Here is an 18,555-nt window from a genome sequence, read left to right on the forward strand (position 1 = left end):
AAAATGGCTCCCGGAGCAGGATTCGAACCTGCGACCAATCGATTAACAGTCGATTGCTCTACCGCTGAGCTATCCGGGATCGCGGCCGGCAAATAATCTGATGCGGCCCCCATGGCAAGCGCTTTGGACGTCGTCCCCGGATCGCCGGATTGGCGGCCGCCGGCGGTTGCCGGATGGGGAATCTCTGATATGGAACGCCGCGCCAGCGCGAGGCCTCGTGGCGGAGTGGTTACGCAGAGGACTGCAAATCCTTCTACGGGGGTTCGATTCCCTCCGAGGCCTCCAATTCCTTCTGGCGGACAGCGCGCCGCGGCGCGGACGGGTTGGGGACGACGGCCATGACTGACTTCGCCAAGGCGCGCCGCTACATGGTCGATTGCCAGCTCCGGCCTTTCGACATCACCGACCATCGTTTGCTCGCCGCCTTCGATGAGGTCGAGCGCGAGCGCTTTCTGCCCGACGAGGCGAGGGCGGTCGCCTATCTCGACCGGCTGGTCGATGTCGGCGAGGGCCGGAGGCTCCTGACGCCGATGACGCTCGCCCGGCTGATCCAGGCGCTGGCGCTCAAGGGAACGGAGCAGGTCGTCGATGTCGCCTGTGGTCTTGGCTATTCCACGGCTGTGCTCGCGCGACTTGCGGAGAAGGTCACCGGGGTGGAGAGCAGCGCGACCCTGGCGCAGGGCGCCTCGGCGAGGCTCGCCGCCTCGGGCGTCACCAACGCGACGGTCGTTCAAAGCGCGCTCGGCCAGCCGCCGTCCCTGCCTGGGCCTGTCGACGCGATCCTCATCAATGGCGCCGTGGACGTCATTCCCGCCGCCTGGGCGTCGGCTCTGAAAGAGGGCGGACGGATCGCTTTCATCCGCGCCGATCAGCCGGGGCGGGCGGCGCTCGCCACCAAGATCGGCGGCGCGCTGGCGGAGCGCGTCCTGCTGGACGCGTCCGCGCCAGCCCTTCCCGAGTTCGCGCGCCCCGTCGAATTCGCATTCTGATTCGCCCGGCGCTGACGCGCTGACGAAAATCGTCAAATACTGCGCCGCCTTGTCGCGCTTTCTCTCGGCGAGTGTCGCTTTTTTGCGTCAGCTTTGGGAACTTTGCGGCTGCGGCGTGTCGACCCTTTGCGTCGGCTTCACGGCCGCACTACCTTTCCGGCAAGAGTCGGCGTGTCAAAACGCCATGGTGCGCCGCATGGTTGTGCGGCCTGTGCAGGATCGGTGAATGTCGGATCATTTCCGGAGGGGAGTGGCGGCCGTCGCTCTGGCTGCTGGCGCGATGCTCGCGTTCAGCGCGTCAGTGATGGCGGAAACGCTCGAGGGCGCTCTGGCGCGCGCTTACGTCAACAACCCCACATTGAACGCCCAGCGCGCGTCGGTGCGCGCGACTGATGAGACGGTGTCCCAGGCGGTCGGCGCCTATCGTCCCCGTGTGACCGGCACAGCCGATGTCGGCGCGCAGGAGGACGTCAACAGAACGCCGGCAAACGGACGGGTGGTGCAGGATTACCTTCCGCGCGGCGCCTCGTTGACGGTCAACCAGACGATCTGGAACGGCAATCGCATCGCGAACGGCATCTCCCAGGCGGAGTCGAACGTCCTCGCGGCGCGCGAAACGCTGCGCAACACTGAATTGCAGGTGCTGCTGGACGGCGTCACGGCGTACATGAACGTGATGCGCGACACCGCCATTCTCGGCGTGCGTCGCAGCAACGTCGAAGTGCTGGAAGAGCAATTGCGGCAGGTCCGCGATCGCTTCAATGTCGGCGAGGTCACGCGCACCGACGTCGCGCAGACCGAGGCGTCGCTTGCTCAGGGCCGTTCGGACGCGGCGGTGGCGGAATCCAATCTTCGCTCGTCGCTTGCGACCTATCGTCAGCGCATCGGCGTCGACGCCAAACAACTCGCGCCGGCGAAACCGCTCGATCGATTGATGCCGAAATCGGCCGAGGGCGCCGTCAAGTCGGCCTTTCTCGAACATCCGGCCATCCAGGCCTCGCAACATGGCGTGGACGCCGCCGAACTTAACGTCCGCGTCGTCGAGGCCGATCTGTTTCCATCATTGTCGGCCGTCGGCACCCTGACCCGGCGCTGGGATCTGCAGGGCCGCGACATCGATCGGACGTCCATGTCCGTGGTCGCTCAGGTCAGCATTCCGATCTACGAAGGCGGCATCGTCTATTCGCGCGTGCGTCAGGCGAAAGAGCAGCTTGGCCAGCAGCGGATCAGCGTCGATGTGGTGCGCGATCAGGTGCGTCAGGCGATTTTCGCCGGCTGGGCGCTGGTCGAAGCGACGAAGCTGCAGGTCACTGCAGCGCAGGCGCAGGTGCAGGCCGCTGAAGTCGCGCTCGCGGGCGTGCGTGAAGAGGCGAAGGTCGGGCAGCGCACGACGCTCGATGTTCTCAATGCGCAGCAGACGGTGGCGTCCGGCCGCGTCGCGCTCGTCACGGCGCAGCGCGATCGCGTCGTCGCGACCTATACGTTGCTGTCGGCGACTGGGCGTCTCTCCGCGGCTACTCTCGGCTTGCGCTCGGAGCGCTATGACGCGCGCGTGCATTTCGATCAGGTGCGCAACAAGTTCATCGGCCTCGACACGCCGGGCGGTCGCTGAGCGATCAGCGGCTCCGTCGTCTCGCGCATCGCCAATTTCTTCCGGAACGTCACTGATATTCGCGGCAAGTTCGCCGTGGACTCGGCGTCCGCGCCGCTTGCGCGCTGTTCGCTTGCGCCAATAATCAACGTTCGAGGCGGGGAATTGATTCGACGTCTCGATCGTCGGGCGGGCGATTGGAAAATGGCATGAGCAGCGCGAGTCCCAAAAGCAGTGAACCGTCGATGGAGGAGATTCTCGCCTCCATCCGCCGGATCATCGCCGATGATCAGCCTGCGAAAGCCGCGCCGCCCGCCGAGCCTCCAGCGCCCGAGCCGCAGCCGCTCGAAGACGACATCCTCGATCTCGAGGATGAGCCGGAGCAGGCGGAGACCGACGAAATCGTCTTCGCCGATGCTCCCGATCCGGAGCCCGAGCCGGAGTCCGCGCCCGAACCGGAGCCCGAGTTCGAGGCCGCTCCTCCGCCGCCGCCTCCCGCGCCCCGACCGGTGATGCGCCAGCCGGAGCCGGAATGGACGCGACCTGAACCGGCGCTTGATCCGCTGATTTCGCAGCAGGCGGGCGCGGCGGTCGGACAGGCGTTCCATTCGCTTGCAGGCTCGATTCTCGCTGGCTCCCAAAAGACCCTCGATGACGTGGTCCGCGAGCTTTTGCGGCCGATGTTGAAGGAATGGCTCGACGACAACCTGCCGGGGATCGTCGAGCGGCTCGTAAGGGCCGAGATCGAGCGCGTGGCCCGCGGCGGCCGCTGACGGACGTCACGCAGGGCCGATCCGCGCCATTCTGGCGTTGACGGATGGCGGGCCATCCTTTTTGAACAGCCGCCTGTCGCCGGCCGCAGAGCGTGGTCGGCTCCCGGATGCGATCATGACGATGGACAAGACTTTCGAGCCGGCGGCGGTGGAAGCGCGCGTCGCGGCTCAGTGGGAAGCCCGGGAATGCTTCAAGGCCGGCCGGCCTGACCGCGCCGGGGCGGAGCCCTACACGATCGTCATTCCGCCGCCGAACGTCACCGGCTCGCTCCATATGGGGCACGCGCTCAACAACACCTTGCAGGACGTGCTCTGCCGCTTCGAGCGCATGCGCGGCAGGGACGTGCTGTGGCAGCCCGGCACCGACCATGCCGGCATCGCGACGCAGATGGTGGTCGAACGCAGGCTGATGGAAACGCAGCAGCCCGGCCGCCGCGATCTCGGCCGCGAGAAATTCGTGGAGAAGGTGTGGGAGCAGAAGGCGGAATCGGAATCGATCATCCTCGGCCAGCTTCGCCGTCTCGGCGCGAGCTGCGACTGGTCGCGCACGCGCTTCACCATGGACGAGGGCCTGAGCAAGGCCGTGCTCAAGGTCTTTGTCGATCTCTATAATGACGGGTTGATCTATCGCGACAAAAGGCTGGTGAACTGGGACCCGAAATTCCAGAGCGCGATTTCCGATCTCGAAGTCGAGCAGATCGAGGTCAAAGGCCATCTCTGGCATTTCAACTATCCGCTCGCCGACAAGACCTACAACGCGAGCGATCCCTCGACCTACATCACCGTCGCGACGACGCGGCCGGAGACGATGCTGGGCGACACCGCGGTCGCCGTGCATCCCGAGGACGAGCGCTGGAAGCCGCTGATCGGCAAAATGGTGCGGCTGCCGCTCGTCGGTCGTCTCATCCCGATCGTTGGCGATGAATATTCCGATCCCGAGAAGGGATCGGGTGCGGTGAAGATCACGCCGGCGCACGACTTCAATGATTTCGATGTCGGCCGTCGTCACAAGCTGCCGCTTGTCAATATCTTCGATGCGGAAGCGCAGATGCTGCTGCGCGACAATGAGGACTTCCTTGCCGGCGCGCAGGCGTCGCCCGACCTCGACGAGGTGCTGGCGCTCAACGGGCAGGACCGCGTCTACGCGCGCAAGCAGATCGTCGCGATGATGGAGGCGCGCGGCTTCCTTCAGAAGGTTGAGCCGCATGTTCATATGGTTCCGCATGGCGACCGCTCGAATGCGCCGATCGAGCCTTATCTGACCGACCAGTGGTACGTGAACGTCAAGCCGCTGGCGGAGAAGGCGATGGAGGCGGTGCGCGAAGGCAGGACGCGCATCGTGCCGGAGAATTGGGAGAAGACTTACTTTCAGTGGCTCGAAAATATCGAGCCCTGGTGCGTGTCGCGCCAGCTCTGGTGGGGCCATCAGATCCCGGCGTGGTACGGTCCCGATGGACGCGTCTTCGTCGCGGAGAGCGAGGAGCATGCGATCGCAGCCGCGCTCGCCTATTATGTCGAAGAGGGCGTGATCGATGATTTCGGCGGCGCCGATCTCGCGCGCGATCCCGAGAAGCTCGCGAATTTCCTGACCCGCGACGAGGACGTGCTCGACACCTGGTTTTCGTCAGCGTTGTGGCCGTTCTCGACGCTCGGCTGGCCTGACGAGACGCCTGAAGTCGCGCGCTATTATCCCACCAACGCGCTCGTCACCGGCTTCGACATCATCTTCTTCTGGGTCGCCCGCATGATGATGATGGGCCTCCACTTCATGGAGGAGGTCCCGTTCAGGGATGTCTATATCCACGCGCTCGTCCGCGACGAGAAGGGCGCGAAGATGTCGAAGTCGAAGGGCAACGTCATCGATCCCCTGAAGCTCATCGACGACTACGGCGCCGACGCGTTGCGCTTCACCCTGACCGCCATGGCGGCGCAGGGGCGCGACATCAAGCTCTCGATCAACCGTGTCGACGGCTACAAATCCTTCGCAACGAAGCTGTGGAACGCGGCGCGCTTCGCCGAGATGAATGGCTGCGAGCGCGTCGCCTCCTTCAATCCGCGCGCGGCGAAGGAGACGCTGAACGTCTGGGCGATCGGCGAATGCGCCGAGGCGGCGGCCGAGGTGACGAGCGCGATCGAGGCCTATCGCTTCAACGACGCGGCGGCGGCGATCTACCGCTTCACCTGGAACATCTTCTGCGACTGGTATCTCGAACTGTCGAAGCCGGTGCTGTCGGGTGAAGAGGGAGCGGCGAAGCAGGAAACGCGCGCAACCGTCGCGTTTCTGATCGACGAGATTTGCAAGCTCCTGCATCCCTTCATGCCGTTCCTCACCGAAGAGCTCTGGGCGATCAAGGGCGGCGCGGCCGGACGCCCGCAGATGCTCGCGCTGACCGAATGGCCAGATCTCGCCGGCCTCGAAAATGAGGCAGCGGAACAAGAGATCGGCTTCGTCGTCGATTTGATTTCCGAGATCCGCTCGGTGCGCGTCGAGACGAATGTGCCCGCGGGCGCGCAGGTCGGCCTCGTCATGGTCGGCGCCGGCGTTTCGGTCGAGGATGCGATCGCGCGCTGGAAGCCGATGATCGCGCGGCTGGCGCGCCTGTCCGACATCTCGTTTGCGAGCGCCGCGCCGGCGCAGTCGGCGCAGATCATCGTGCGCGGCGCGACGGCGGCGCTGCCGCTCGAAGGCGTCGTCGATCTCGGCGCCGAGAGCGCGCGCCTGACCAAGGAGATCGCCAAGCTCCAGCAGGATGTGGCGAAGATCGACGCCAAGCTCGGCAATCGGGACTTCATCGCCCGCGCGCCGGAAGAGGTTGTCGAGGAGCAGCGCGATCGCAAGGACGAAGCGCTGGCGCGCATGACGAAGATCGGGGACGCTTTGAAGCGATTGGCGGGATAGCTGTCACCTGGCTGTCAGCTTGACGCTCCATCGTCGCGAGACAGCGAAGGAGGGCGCTCATGTTCCGTCGCGACGCGTTCGGCCGGTATGATCTCGGCGATTTCTCGACACTCGATCTGACGCCATCGCGGCGCGGGTTTCTGCGCGCTGCGGCCGGTTCCGGACTGCTGCTGACTTCAGGCGCGATTTTCGATCAGCGCGCCTGGGCCGATCCGGTTTTCGCAGCCTATCCCTTCTCGCTCGGCGTCGCCTCGGGCGAGCCCGCGCCTGATGGCTTCGTCATCTGGACGAAGCTTGCGCCGAAGCCGTTCGAGCGCAATGGCGGCATGCCGATGAAGCCGGTCGAGGTCGCCTGGGAGATCGGCTCCGAACAGAACATGCGGACCATTCTCCAGCGCGGCGTCGCGGTCGCGCGCCCGGAACTCGGGCACGCGGTCCATGTCGAGATCGCGGGACTGCAGGCCAATCGCGACTATTTCTATCGTTTCAGCGTCGGCGGCGAGCGGACGATCACCGGCCGGGCGCGGACTTCGCCTCCGCCGGGCGCGCCGCTCGACAGGCTCAGCGTCGGCGTCGTCGGCTGCCAGCGCTACGACGACGGATATTTCACCGCCTATCGCCATGTGGCGGAGGAGCGTTTCGACGTCGTCTTCCACTATGGCGACTATATCTACGAGTATCGCGTCGTGCGGCCGGGCGAACGGCCTCTCGCCGTCGCGCGGGTGATGCCGACTGAACCCGATGTCACTTACACGCTGAGCGACTATCGCCTGCGCTACGCGATCTACAAGAGCGACCCCGATCTTCAACTCGCGCACGCCTCGGCGCCATGGCTCGTCTCGTTCGACGATCACGAGGTCGAGAACAATTGGGCGGACATGCATTCGGAAAAACCGGGCGTGCCGCCGGAAATCTTCGCGCTGCGGCGCGTCGCGGCGTTCCAGGCCTGGTATGAGCATATGCCGCTGCGTCCGAGCGCGATGCCGCGCGGCGCTTTCATCGACGCCCATCGTCGGTTCGACTTCGGAACTCTGGCGCAGTTCAATGTGCTCGACACGCGCCAGCATCGCACGACGCAGCCATGCGGCGACGGTTCGCACGCCGCCTGCGCCGATGCGCTGAAGCCTGACAACACGATGATGGGCGCGAGCCAGGAAGCCTGGCTCTATGACGGCTTCAGATCGTCAGGCGCGCGCTGGAACGTGCTGGCGCAGCAGGTGATGCTCATGCGCCATGATCGCGATCCGTCGCCTGACAAGATCGGCTACAGCATGGACAAATGGGACGGCGCCGTCGCGGCGCGCGAGCGGCTGTTCAAGGCGATCGAGGAGTCGAAGCTCGCCAATCCCGTCGTGCTGACCGGCGACATCCACCAGAACTGGGCGGGCGAACTGAAAGCCGATTTCGACAAGGCGTCGTCGAAAACGCTCGGCGTCGAGTTTGTGGCGACCTCAATTACGTCGGGCGGCGACGGCGCCGACATAACGAGGGGCGGCGAGGTGATGCTGTCGAAGAACCCGCATATGCGCTTCTTCAACAATCAGCGCGGCTATATGCGCCATATCCTCACGCCCGAGCGTTGGCAGGCGGACTATCGCGTGCTCGACCGCGTGTCGGTCGCCGGCGCGCCGGTGAAGACGCGGAAGTCTTTTGTGGTCGAGGCGGGAAAGACTGTTCTCGCGGACGCGTAAAGCCAAACGTCAGGGCCGCCGCACGCGATCAGGCGCGCGGCGAAATCCCGACGAAAATTCCGGTTCGATCGCCAGCTACTGCGAAACGGCGGCGCGGTTTCGCTCCCATCGCGCCACGACCTGATCGACATCCAGCGCGCCGACGCGCGTCGGCGGACCATCCACCACGGTCGCGTTGATCTTCACGATTTCGGCGTTGAGCGCGGCGATGCGACGACGGACGGTCGCTTCATCGGGAAGCCTCTCGATCGCGGCGAGCTCCTTCTCGACCTTGCGGAGCAATTCGAGCGAGGGCGGCAGTTGCGAAATCTGCTCGCGCTTCACGAGCTGCTTCACCCACCAGAGCGGATCATATTCCCGGTCAAGATCGGGAAGGGGCTTGCCGGCGCCTGGCAGGTTATCGAGGGCTCCCTTTTCCATGGCGACGCGAATCTGCGCCTCGGTCCAGGATTCCCAGCTCGACCATGGAGGTTTGCGATGCGTCATGACAGCGATCACTCCGCCTTTCAGCGGCGTCGATCAGCTCACAGCGCGCGCCGCGAGATAGAAGCCTAGCGCGAGCAGGCCCAAAAAGAACCAGCGGCGGAATGTCGCCGGGCTGACGCGCTCGCGCGCGAACTGGCCGGCGTACATGCCGATGAAAGTGGGAATGAGGACGGCGATGGAGGCGAGGGCGGCGCGCGTCTCGAACGCGCCGTCATGCAGAAGACCGGCGCCAAGCGCGATCGTCGACACGGTGAAGGACAGGCCGAGCGCCTGGATCAGGTCGTCCTTGTCGAGGCCGATGGCCTGGAGATAGGGCACGGCCGGCAGCACGAAGACGCCGGTCGCCGCGGTGATGAAGCCGGTCGCGATGCCGACGAGAGGCGCTGCCCAGACCTCAGCGTTTCGCGGAACCGACAACTTGATCGCCGACAGGCCGACGAGCGCGTAGACGATCAGAGCGACGCCCAGCGCCATGACAGCCCTGCCGGCATTGGCGCCGGTCAGGATGCCGCCGCCGAGCCAGGCGCCCACGCAGACGCCGGTGAGCATCGGCCAGAGGCGGCGCGAGAGTTCGAGCAGGCGCGGTCCCGACAATTGCCAGAGATTGGTGATCAGCGAGGGCGCGATCAGCAAAGACGCCGCCTGCGCCGGCGGCATGAAGAGGCTCAGCAGGCCGATCGCGATCGTCGGCAGGCCTAGCCCGATCATGCCTTTGACGAAACCGGCAAGGATGAAGATCGCGGCGACGGCGATGAGCGGTAGGAGATGGAAATCCATGATCACTTTCGTCCGTTGCGATCCGCGTTAGCAGCCTCGCAAACGGCTTGTTTCGATCCGCGTCGAAGCGTCGTCGCCTAACGTCAGGAGTTGTTTCCGCGATGTTGCATCACTGCAACAGATTAACCCGAACTCGTTCTATCAAGGCTGGATTGGCCGCATTTGCCGCGATCCCGCCAAAATCGGCTTGCAGCGTGAAGCTGTGACAAGCCAGTGAATTGTCACAAGTTTGACCGCGTGCCTTCCATGTCACGCGCCGCATCCGGGCCTGCTCCGCCGTTGGACAAGGCTGACGAAACCGGTGTTGCGCGTTCGCCATAGATCGGCCCGCCCCCGGGGTTGGGGTGAATGTCGAGGCGACGGAACGAAGCTTGATGGACGTGCGCGTTTTCCAGAAGGGGAAGCTGCCAAGCCGCCATGTGACCGAAGGGCCGGAGCGTGCGCCGCATCGCTCCTATCTCTTCGCCATGGGGCTTACGCGCGAGCAGATCAACCAGCCGCTGGTTGGCGTGGCCTCTTGCTGGAATGAGGCCGCCCCCTGCAACATCTCGCTGATGCGTCAGGCGCAGGCGGTGAAGAAAGGCGTCGCCGCCGCCGGCGGCACGCCGCGCGAATTCTGCACCATCACCGTCACCGACGGCATCGCCATGGGCCATCAGGGCATGAAGGCGTCGCTTGTGTCGCGCGAGGTGATCGCCGATTCGGTCGAGCTCACCATGCGCGGCCATTGCTATGACGCGCTCGTCGGGCTCGCCGGCTGCGACAAGTCGCTGCCGGGCATGATGATGGCGATGGTGCGCCTCAACGTGCCCTCCGTGTTCGTCTATGGCGGTTCGATCCTGCCCGGCGTCTTCCGCGGCCAGCAGGTCACCGTGCAGGATATGTTCGAGGCCGTCGGCAAGCATTCGGTCGGCGCGATGTCGGACGAGGACCTCGCCGAGATCGAGGAAGTCGCCTGTCCGTCGGCGGGGGCCTGCGGCGCCCAATTCACCGCCAACACCATGGCGACCGTCTCGGAAGCGATCGGGCTCGCGCTGCCCTATTCGGCCGGCGCGCCGGCGCCCTACGAGATTCGCGACAAGTTCTGCGCCGCGTCCGGCGAGATCGTCATGGAGCTGATCGCGCGCAACATCCGGCCGCGCGACATCGTCACCCGCAAGGCGCTGGAGAATGCGGCGACCGTGGTGGCCGCGTCAGGCGGCTCGACCAACGCGGCGCTGCATCTGCCGGCGATCGCGCATGAATGCGGCATCAAGTTCGACCTGTTCGACGTCGCCGAGATTTTCCGGAAGACGCCTTACATCGCCGATTTGAAGCCGGGCGGAAAATATCTCGCCAAGGACATGTTCGAGGCCGGCGGCATTCCGCTGCTCATGAAGACGCTGCTCGACCATGGCTATCTCCATGGCGACTGCATCACGGTCACGGGCCGCACGATCGCCGAGAACATGGCGAGCGTGAAATGGAACCCGCATCAGGATGTGGTCTATCCCGCCGACAGGCCGATCACGAAAACCGGCGGCGTGGTCGGTCTCAAGGGCAATCTCGCGCCTGAGGGCGCGATCGTGAAGGTCGCCGGCATGGCGCCGGAGAAGCAGGTTTTCTCAGGCCCGGCGCGGGTTTTCGACAATGAGGAAGACTGCTTCCAGGCCGTAAAGAAGCGCGACTACGTCGAGGGCGAAGTGCTCGTCATCCGCTACGAAGGCCCGAAAGGCGGGCCGGGCATGCGCGAAATGCTCGCGACGACCGCCGCGCTCTACGGGCAGGGAATGGGCGACAAGGTCGCCTTGATCACCGACGGGCGGTTCTCCGGCGCGACGCGCGGTTTCTGCGTCGGCCATGTCGGCCCCGAAGCCGCCACAGGAGGGCCCATCGCTCTCCTTAGAAATGGCGACATCATTACGCTTAATGCGATCACGGGCGCCATCGACGTCGATCTCTCTGATGACGAGCTCAAGGCGCGCCGCGCGGAATGGAAACCGCGTGAGACCGACTACGGCTCAGGCGCGATCTGGAAATATGCGCAAACGGTGGGTTCAGCGCGCGATGGCGCCGTCACCCATCCGGGCGGCAAAGGTGAAGTACGCTGTTATGCGGATCTCTGACGTCATGAGATGGGCGGTCGCGTCCGCGGCGTTTATCGTCGCGTCGTCGGCGTTCGCCCAGCAGAGCGAGCCGATGATCGCTCCCGGCGTCGTCGTCCCGCGCCCGCCGGGCAGCATTCCGGCTGGCCCCCAGCCTCTCGCAGCGATTCCGCCGGCGATTCTCGCTCCGGCGCCGGCTCCCTCCGCCAGCGCGGCGGCGCCGGCGGTCGGCGCGCTTCAGGCGCCTCTGGTTGCGCCGCGCAGCCCCTTCGCCTCAATGCGCGATGCGCTGCGCGCCGGCGTGCGCGGCTACAATTCAGGCGACATGCCGGGCGCGGTGAAGGCGCTGAGCTACGCCGCCGATCAGGGGCATCCCGGCGCGTTGTGGAAGCTCGGCAAGATGTTCGCGTCAGGCGACGGCGTGCCCCAGGATCCTCTGAAGGCGTTCGAATATTTCTCGCGAATCGCCGACGAGCATGCGGACGAACCGGCGGATTCGCCGAATGCCCGCTTCATCTCGAACGCCTTCGTGTCGCTTGGCGCTTATTATCTCGACGGCATTCCCAAGACCTATGTGAAGGCCGATCCGGAACGGGCGCGCGAGATGTTCTATTACGCGGCGTCCTACTTCGGCGATCCCGACGCGCAGTATAATCTGGCGCGCATGCTGATCGATGGAAATGGCGGGCCGAAGGATTCGAAGCAGGCGGCCCGTTGGCTGAACCTCGCCGCCGACAAGGGGCATCCGGCCGCGCAGGCGATGCTTGGCAATCTCCTGATCAACGGCGCCGACGGCGTGCCGCGCCAGACGGCGCGCGGCCTCGGTCTGCTGCAGATGGCGCGCGAGGCCGCCGATCCCGCCCGCGACGCCTGGATCATCGAACTGCATGGTCACGCCTTCGCGGCGACCAGCGAGCAGGATCACGACGCGGCGCGCGCGTTCGTCGAGCGCAGGCTCAAGCGTCGCTAACAACCGACGCACCGGATCTGGCGCGCCATTTTCCATAGACTTTGAGCAGCGGTCGGGCCGCGGGCGATGTTTCGCACTCCGCGATGCGCGCAAGCGCATCGGTCGCATTTGAGCGGACCGCCGCCAGCGCCTCGTCATGCTGGCGCTTGAGAGCCTGAAACTCCTCGCTCGCCGCCCGTTTCGCGTCCCCTTGCAACGCGAAGATGCGGGTCAGCCCCTGCCGTCCGCGCAGCGCCACTTCGTCGATTTCGAGATAGGCGAATTCCGGCGCCGCCTCGACGATCGCCTCGGAGACAATGACGGGCGTTCCATAGTCCTTGCACAAAGGCTCGATGCGCGCGGCGCTGTTCACGGTGTCGCCGACGATCGAATAGTTGAAGCGATGGGTCGAGCCGAGATTGCCGACGCAGGCCGGCCCGGTGTGAAGCCCGACGCCGAGACCGAGAGGGGGCTGAGGAGGCTGCGACTCGTCTGCCGGTAGGCTCCCGGCGATCGACGGCAGCGCTTCGATCATGGCGAGCGCGGCGCGCAAAGCATTGCGCACATGGTCGGGATCGTCGAGCGGCGCATTCCAGAACGCCATCATCCCGTCGCCGATGTATTTGTCGAGCGTGCCGCCCGAGCGCATGACGATGTCCGACATTGGCGTGTGCACTGCATTCAGAAAGCGAACGACCTCCGTCGCCGGCAGGCGCTCCGAGCGCGAGGTGAAATTCCTGATGTCGCTGAACATCACGGTGAGATCGCGCATCTCGCCGCCGAGCTGAAGCTGCGACGGGTCGGCGATCAGCCGCTCGATCACCGCCGGCGAGACATAACGGCCGAACGCGCTGCGGATTTGCGCCTTGTCCTGCTCGCTGCGGCGATAGGAGGCGATGGTGACGGAAGCGAAGCTCGCCAGCGCCGACAATGGCGGGAATACAGCGTCAAACAGCAATCCATTGTGGGAGAAAAGAAACCAGGAGCCGAGCGCCAGCGCGATTGCGAGAAGCATGGCGAGCGCGGCGCCGACGGTTGCGGAGAAGGCGATGCTGATAATGGCGGCGAGCAGGCCGGCGGCGATGATTGCAACCGCCTCAGCGCCGCGAGCATAATCTGGCCGAACGAGATGAGCGCCGGAAACGATATGTTCGACGGCTTCCGCATGCACCTCCACGCCCGGCGCGATGGCATCGATGGGAGTTGCCCGAACGTCGGAAAGCGCCGCAGCGGAAGCACCGACGAATACGATGCGGTTGCGCGCATCTTCGGGATTGAATTCCGAGGTCAGCACCTTCCATGCGGGAATGCGGCGCGCCGCCTGATAACCGGAATAATAGATTCGGATCGATCCGTCGGACTCTGTATCAATGATCGCGTCTCCGTTGCGCGCGGAGACGATGCCGGTATGCGCGCCGAACGCCTCCGCGCTGTTCGCATTCGACGACTTGATCACATAGGTCGAAGCCTGCTGCGCGATCCGCAGCGCTTCCATGGATAGCGACGGAACGATCTTATCGCCGATGCGGACGAAGGTCGGGGCGCGGCGCACGATGGTGTCGCGATCAGGAAGGAAGTTCAGCGCGCCCACGCCCGCAGCGGCTTCAACGAGCGGCGTAAGCGGCAGGGTGGAGCCTGAAAAAGGCGGGCGCAGGAAATCGATGGCGGGATCGCCGGCCCATGCAAGCCCATATTTCATCGGCGGCGCGGCTCCGCCTTCAGATGTCGCCACGAGTCCGATCACAACGGGCGTCTGGCCGACGATGTCGGCGAGCGCTGCGTCGTTCGAAACGCCCTTCTCGCGCCAGGACTTTTCGAGTTCGTCACGCACCGGCGACGGCGGCATGGTCGCGAGCACCTGTTCGAGAGAGGTGCGGTCGGGCTCCGAGAGCAGGATGTCGAGTGCGACTACTGCGGCGCCGGCGTCGCCCAATGTCTTGACCAGCCGCGCGAGAGTGGTGCGCGGCCACGGCCACTGCCCGATGCGCGCCAGCGATTCCTCGTCGATATCGACCACGCGAACGGGAGTTTGCGGGTCATAGGCGCGTGGCTTCCAGGTGACGAAACTGTCAAAGATCAGATTCTTGATCGCTCGCACCGGAGTCGGCTCGGCGAGGATCAACGCCGCGCATAGTACGGCCGGCGGCAAAGCCCAGACGATCGCAGCCGCCCAATTCCAGAGGGAGGATCGTGTGCGCCGCCGCACTGATGAGACAACTGGATTCTGCGACATGACAATTGGACGAGACCGTCGCGAGGGTCTGACGCAAGGCCATGGCGGTCAAGGTCCGTCGCCATCACGCGGGAGATTGGCATGCGCAAGGCCCTGTTCGTCCCGGCGATTCTCGCGATGCTGGCCGCGGGCGGCGAACGCGTTGCGGCGCAGGTCGTGATTGGCGAAGCCGCTCAGGCGGCGCCCAACGTGACCGGCACCCTCGGCGCGCGGCGGGCGGTGATCTCCTCAGGAGATTCCGTGCATCAGAACGAACTCGTGCAGACCACGGCCGCTGGCGGCGCGATGCTTTCCTTCGAGGATTCGACCCGTCTGTCGGTCGGTCCGTCTTCGAGCGTGCGTCTCGACAAGTTCGTCTACAACCCCGACGCGACGGCGCGGCAGGCGGTGGTGAACATGACGCGCGGCGTATTCCGCTTCGCGACCGGCGTGTCCAATCCGAGAGCCTTCACGCTGCAGACGCCGCAGGCGGTGATCGGCATTCGCGGCACGATCGTCGAGTTCGAGGTGTCGTCTTCCGTCTCGCGCATCACGCTGCAGCGCGGCGCGATCACCGTTTGCGCCCGCGTCGGCCGGCGCACATGCCTTGACGCGGGCGCGCCAGGACAGGTCATCGTCGTGACGTCGCTTGGCGAAATCACGCTCGCCGGCGGCTTCAATGGTCGCGATCTCACGGGCGGAGGCGACACCGGCGGCATCGGCGATGGGGGCGGCCGCGGCGGCGGCGATTCAGGCGGCCGCAACAATCGCTGAACGCCCTGCGGCGCAGGCGTTCCCTGACTTCCGATTTCCGTTCGATTTCGCGCGTCAGGCCGCGAGATCGATCACCACGGGCACATGATCTGACGATTTCTCCCAGCCTCGGACATATTTGTCGACCGACGCATTCAGGAAACGATCGGCGGCGATCGGCGACATCAGGAGATGGTCGATGCGGATGCCGTTGTTCTTCTGCCAGGCGCCGGCCTGATAATCCCAGAAGCTGTAGACGCCTTCCTCATCGGTCGCGGCGCGCACCGCCTCGGTGAATCCAAGCGCGCAGAGCTTGCGCAAGGCGCCGCGGCTTTCCGGCTGGAACAAAGCGTCGCCGAGCCACAGCGAGGGGTTCTTCGCGTCGATCGGTTGCGGGATCACATTATAGTCGCCGGCGAGCACGACCGCTTCCTCAAGCGTGAGAAGTTCGCGCGCATGGGCTATGAGGCGATCCATCCAGGCGAGCTTGTAGCGGAACTTGTCCGTGCCGATCGGATTGCCGTTGGGCAGATAGATCGAGGCGACGCGCACGACGCCGCCGGGCGCCTCGATGAGCGCTTCGATATAGCGCGCCTGTTCATCATCGTCGGCGCCGGGCAGGCCGCGCCTGATATCGGCAAGCGGGAACTTCGAGAGGAGAGCGACGCCGTTGAACGTCTTCTGCCCATGCGTCGCTACATTATAGCCAAGGCTTTCGATCGCCTCGCGGGGGAAGGCGTCATCGACGCATTTGATCTCCTGCAGGCAGACGACGTCGGGGGCGCGCTCCTTCAGCCACGCCGCGAGATGCTCCACGCGCTGCCGCACCGAGTTGACGTTCCAGGTGGCGATGCGCATCCGCCGGTCTCCGCGATTGTTTCGTGACGCCATCCTAGGACAGAGCCGCGCGCCTGACGACCTCCGCCGCAATGACCGGAAAACGCGTCGGACTTGCAGACAATGCGGCCGGGCGGCTAGGACAATTCGAGGATTGCAAGAGCGGGAAGATCGAGATGTCCGCAGGCCGAACAGCCGCGCCGAAGAACCTGATCAAGGGCGCGACCGGAGATTGGGAAGTGATCATCGGCATGGAGATCCATGCGCAGGTGACGTCGCAGGCGAAGCTGTTTTCAGGCGCCTCGACCGCATTCGGCGGCGAACCCAATTCCCATGTGTCGCTCGTCGATGCGGCGATGCCGGGCATGCTGCCGGTCATCAACGAGGAATGCGTGCGGCAGGCGATCCGCACCGGACTGGGCCTCAACGCCAGGATCAATCTGAAATCGATCTTCGATCGGAAGAATTATTTCTATCCCGATCTGCCGCAAGGCTATCAGATCAGCCAGTACAAGAGTCCCATCGTGGGAGAGGGCGAAATCATCGTCGATGTGTCGCCGACGGAGCAGATCACGGTCGGCGTCGAGCGGCTGCATCTCGAACAGGACGCCGGAAAATCGCTGCATGATCAGCATCCGACGATGAGCTATGTCGACCTCAACCGGTCTGGCGTCGCGCTGATGGAGATCGTGTCGCGCCCCGATCTGCGCTCGGCCGAACAGGCGCGCGCCTATGTCACGAAGCTCAGGACGATCCTGCGTTATCTCGGCACCTGCGATGGCGACATGGAGAAGGGAAACCTGCGCGCTGACGTGAACGTGTCGGTGCGCCGGCCGGGAGAGCCGCTCGGCACGCGCTGCGAAATCAAGAACATGAATTCGATCCGCTTCATCGGTCATGCGATCGAGGTCGAGGCGCGCCGCCAGATCGGCATCATCGAGGATGGTGGAACGATCGAGCAGGAAACCCGGCTCTATGATCCGGCGAAGGGTGAGACGCGGTCGATGCGCAGCAAGGAAGAGGCGCATGATTACCGCTATTTCCCCGATCCCGATCTGCTGCCGCTGGAGTTCGATCAGGCTTATGTCGATAGGCTCGCGGCGCATCTCCCCGAACTGCCGGACGCCAAGCGCGCGCGTTTCATCGCCGACTATGGCCTGACGCCCTATGACGGCTCCGTGCTCGTCGGCGAGAAGGCGAACGCTGATTTCTTCGAAGAGGTCGCCAGGGGACGCGACGGCAAGCAGGCTGCGAACTGGGTGATCAACGAGCTCTTCGGCCGCCTCAATAAGGAAGGCCGCGACGTCGAGAATTCACCCGTCAACGCCGGTCAGCTTGGCGCGATCCTCGATCTTCTGGAGAAGAAGGTGATCTCCGGAAAGATCGCCAAGGACCTGTTCGAGATCGTCTGGACGGAAGGCGGCGATCCCGCCGCCATCGTCGAGAAGCGCGGCATGACGCAGGTCACGGACATGTCGGCGATCGAGAAGGTGATCGATGAGGTGATGGCCGCGAACCCGGACAAGGTGGCGGAAGCGAAGGCGAAGCCGACGCTGATCGGCTGGTTTGTTGGGCAGGTGATGAAGTCATCTGGCGGCAAGGCGAACCCGCAAGCGGTCAACCAGCTTCTCAAGACGAAGCTCGGGATCGAGTAGCTTCGCGCTCCGTAAGCCTGCCGGAAAATCGTTGAATTGCTGCGCTTATCGCTGATTTCAGCGATCCTCGAACTCTCTTCGCCGCCGCGCGCTTGACGTTGCGCGACGGCAGGTTTCAACAGGCGCGCGGAACATTTCGGCGGGAGCGCGCATCATGAAACTCGACGATATCCTTCTTCGTCCCATGGCGCGCGCCGACCTTGATGCGCTGGTCGCGCTCTATCGCGATGACGTTCTCGGCCGCGCGCGCGAAGCTGACGATGGCGAAGATCAGGCGCTCTACGTTGCGGCGTTTGATCGCGTCGCATCCGATCCGTCGACGACGGTGTACGTGGCGGAGACGGATGGCGCGCTTGTCGGAACATTCCAACTGACGATCACGCCGGGCGTTTCGCAGCGCGGCGTGATCCGCGCGACGATTGAATCCGTGCGGACCCGCGCCGATCTGCGCGGCCGCGGCGTCGGCGCAAGGATGATGGATTTCGCCGTCGCCGAAGCGCGTCGACGTGGCGCGGACGTCGTTCAGCTCACCTCCAATCTCTCCCGGAAAGACGCGCATCGCTTCTATGAGCGGCTCGGATTCAGCCAGTCGCACGCCGGTTTCAAACTCGATCTGAAGGCGCGCTGAGCGCTTCGCGCGAGGCGGTTGAGGGCTGTTCCGAACCTGCTTCGCGCGTCATTCGCAGGCTCCCGAAGGCGTCGACGAAGGCCGATTGATTCGGATCGATTCGTCGATTCCCGAGGTTCGCGCCGCCAAGACGAGCCGTTCGCGGGCAAGCTAGTCGCCTGTAACTCACAAGATTCGGGACCGGATTCGGAGGCTATAGGCGCCGTCGTTTCTTGTCCGGCGGCCTCTGTC

Annotated in this window: 14 protein-coding genes and 2 tRNA genes; 11 read left to right on the top strand and 5 right to left on the bottom strand. The window is 64.8% G+C overall.

Features of this window, described 5'->3' with window-relative positions:
* Positions 1 to 4: 4 nt before the first annotated feature.
* Positions 5 to 79: transfer RNA gene (locus L8F45_RS07765), tRNA-Asn, on the bottom strand.
* 132 nt (positions 80 to 211) lie between these two features.
* On the opposite strand from L8F45_RS07765, the gene L8F45_RS07770 reads away from it, so the two are divergent.
* From L8F45_RS07770 to L8F45_RS07795, 6 genes are all read left to right on the top strand, one after another.
* A tRNA-Cys gene (locus tag L8F45_RS07770) sits at positions 212 to 285 on the top strand.
* A 53-nt stretch (positions 286 to 338) separates the two neighbouring features.
* Complete coding sequence (locus L8F45_RS07775; protein WP_342362301.1) at positions 339 to 989, top strand: protein-L-isoaspartate O-methyltransferase family protein; 651 nt, start codon at positions 339 to 341, stop codon at positions 987 to 989.
* A 226-nt stretch (positions 990 to 1,215) separates the two neighbouring features.
* Positions 1,216 to 2,601: a TolC family outer membrane protein gene (locus tag L8F45_RS07780; RefSeq protein ID WP_342362302.1), complete on the top strand. Its 1,386-nt coding sequence runs from the start codon at positions 1,216 to 1,218 to the stop codon at positions 2,599 to 2,601.
* 224 nt (positions 2,602 to 2,825) lie between these two features.
* Complete coding sequence (locus L8F45_RS30900; protein ID WP_483411916.1) at positions 2,826 to 3,353, top strand: PopZ family protein; 528 nt, start codon at positions 2,826 to 2,828, stop codon at positions 3,351 to 3,353.
* A 121-nt stretch (positions 3,354 to 3,474) separates the two neighbouring features.
* Entirely contained in the window at positions 3,475 to 6,252 is a 2,778-nt protein-coding gene (locus tag L8F45_RS07790; protein WP_342363395.1) for a valine--tRNA ligase, read from the top strand.
* A 59-nt stretch (positions 6,253 to 6,311) separates the two neighbouring features.
* Entirely contained in the window at positions 6,312 to 7,943 is a 1,632-nt protein-coding gene (locus L8F45_RS07795; RefSeq protein ID WP_342362304.1) for an alkaline phosphatase D family protein, read from the top strand.
* A gap of 75 nt (positions 7,944 to 8,018) precedes the next feature.
* On the opposite strand, the gene L8F45_RS07800 is transcribed toward L8F45_RS07795, so the two are convergent.
* Positions 8,019 to 8,429 carry a DnaJ family domain-containing protein gene (locus L8F45_RS07800; RefSeq protein ID WP_342362305.1) on the bottom strand — a complete coding sequence of 137 codons (411 nt, stop codon included), beginning with the start codon at positions 8,427 to 8,429 and terminating at the stop codon, positions 8,019 to 8,021.
* Positions 8,430 to 8,462: 33 nt separating this feature from the next.
* Positions 8,463 to 9,206: a sulfite exporter TauE/SafE family protein gene (locus L8F45_RS07805; protein ID WP_342362306.1), complete on the bottom strand. Its 744-nt coding sequence runs from the start codon at positions 9,204 to 9,206 to the stop codon at positions 8,463 to 8,465.
* A 374-nt stretch (positions 9,207 to 9,580) separates the two neighbouring features.
* Here L8F45_RS07805 and ilvD point away from each other — a divergent pair, with 374 nt between their 5' ends.
* Positions 9,581 to 11,311, top strand: coding sequence for a dihydroxy-acid dehydratase (ilvD, locus tag L8F45_RS07810; protein ID WP_342362307.1), 1,731 nt, complete (start codon positions 9,581 to 9,583; stop codon positions 11,309 to 11,311).
* Positions 11,312 to 11,315: 4 nt separating this feature from the next.
* Complete coding sequence (locus L8F45_RS07815; protein ID WP_342362308.1) at positions 11,316 to 12,260, top strand: tetratricopeptide repeat protein; 945 nt, start codon at positions 11,316 to 11,318, stop codon at positions 12,258 to 12,260.
* Here L8F45_RS07815 and L8F45_RS07820 read toward each other — a convergent pair.
* Complete coding sequence (locus tag L8F45_RS07820; RefSeq protein WP_342362309.1) at positions 12,247 to 14,472, bottom strand: CHASE2 domain-containing protein; 2,226 nt, start codon at positions 14,470 to 14,472, stop codon at positions 12,247 to 12,249. The genes L8F45_RS07815 and L8F45_RS07820 overlap by 14 nt on opposite strands.
* Before the next feature lie 81 nt (positions 14,473 to 14,553).
* Here L8F45_RS07820 and L8F45_RS07825 point away from each other — a divergent pair, with 81 nt between their 5' ends.
* Entirely contained in the window at positions 14,554 to 15,225 is a 672-nt protein-coding gene (locus tag L8F45_RS07825) for a FecR family protein (protein ID WP_342362310.1), read from the top strand.
* 54 nt (positions 15,226 to 15,279) lie between these two features.
* Here L8F45_RS07825 and xth read toward each other — a convergent pair whose 3' ends face one another.
* Positions 15,280 to 16,062 carry an exodeoxyribonuclease III gene (xth, locus tag L8F45_RS07830; protein WP_342362311.1) on the bottom strand — a complete coding sequence of 261 codons (783 nt, stop codon included), beginning with the start codon at positions 16,060 to 16,062 and terminating at the stop codon, positions 15,280 to 15,282.
* 155 nt (positions 16,063 to 16,217) lie between these two features.
* Between xth and gatB the strand changes: the two genes are divergently transcribed.
* Positions 16,218 to 17,696 (top strand): Asp-tRNA(Asn)/Glu-tRNA(Gln) amidotransferase subunit GatB, encoded by a 1,479-nt coding sequence (gene gatB / locus L8F45_RS07835; RefSeq protein WP_342362312.1) that lies wholly within the window; start codon positions 16,218 to 16,220, stop codon positions 17,694 to 17,696.
* Between the two features lie 154 nt (positions 17,697 to 17,850).
* The gene (locus tag L8F45_RS07840) at positions 17,851 to 18,324 is read left to right on the top strand and encodes a GNAT family N-acetyltransferase (RefSeq protein WP_342362313.1); all 474 of its coding nucleotides are present in this window, start codon (positions 17,851 to 17,853) and stop codon (positions 18,322 to 18,324) included.
* Positions 18,325 to 18,555: the final 231 nt, after the last annotated feature.

This window comes from Terrirubrum flagellatum (assembly GCF_022059845.1).
GTDB classification, from domain to species: domain Bacteria; phylum Pseudomonadota; class Alphaproteobacteria; order Rhizobiales; family Beijerinckiaceae; genus Terrirubrum; species Terrirubrum flagellatum.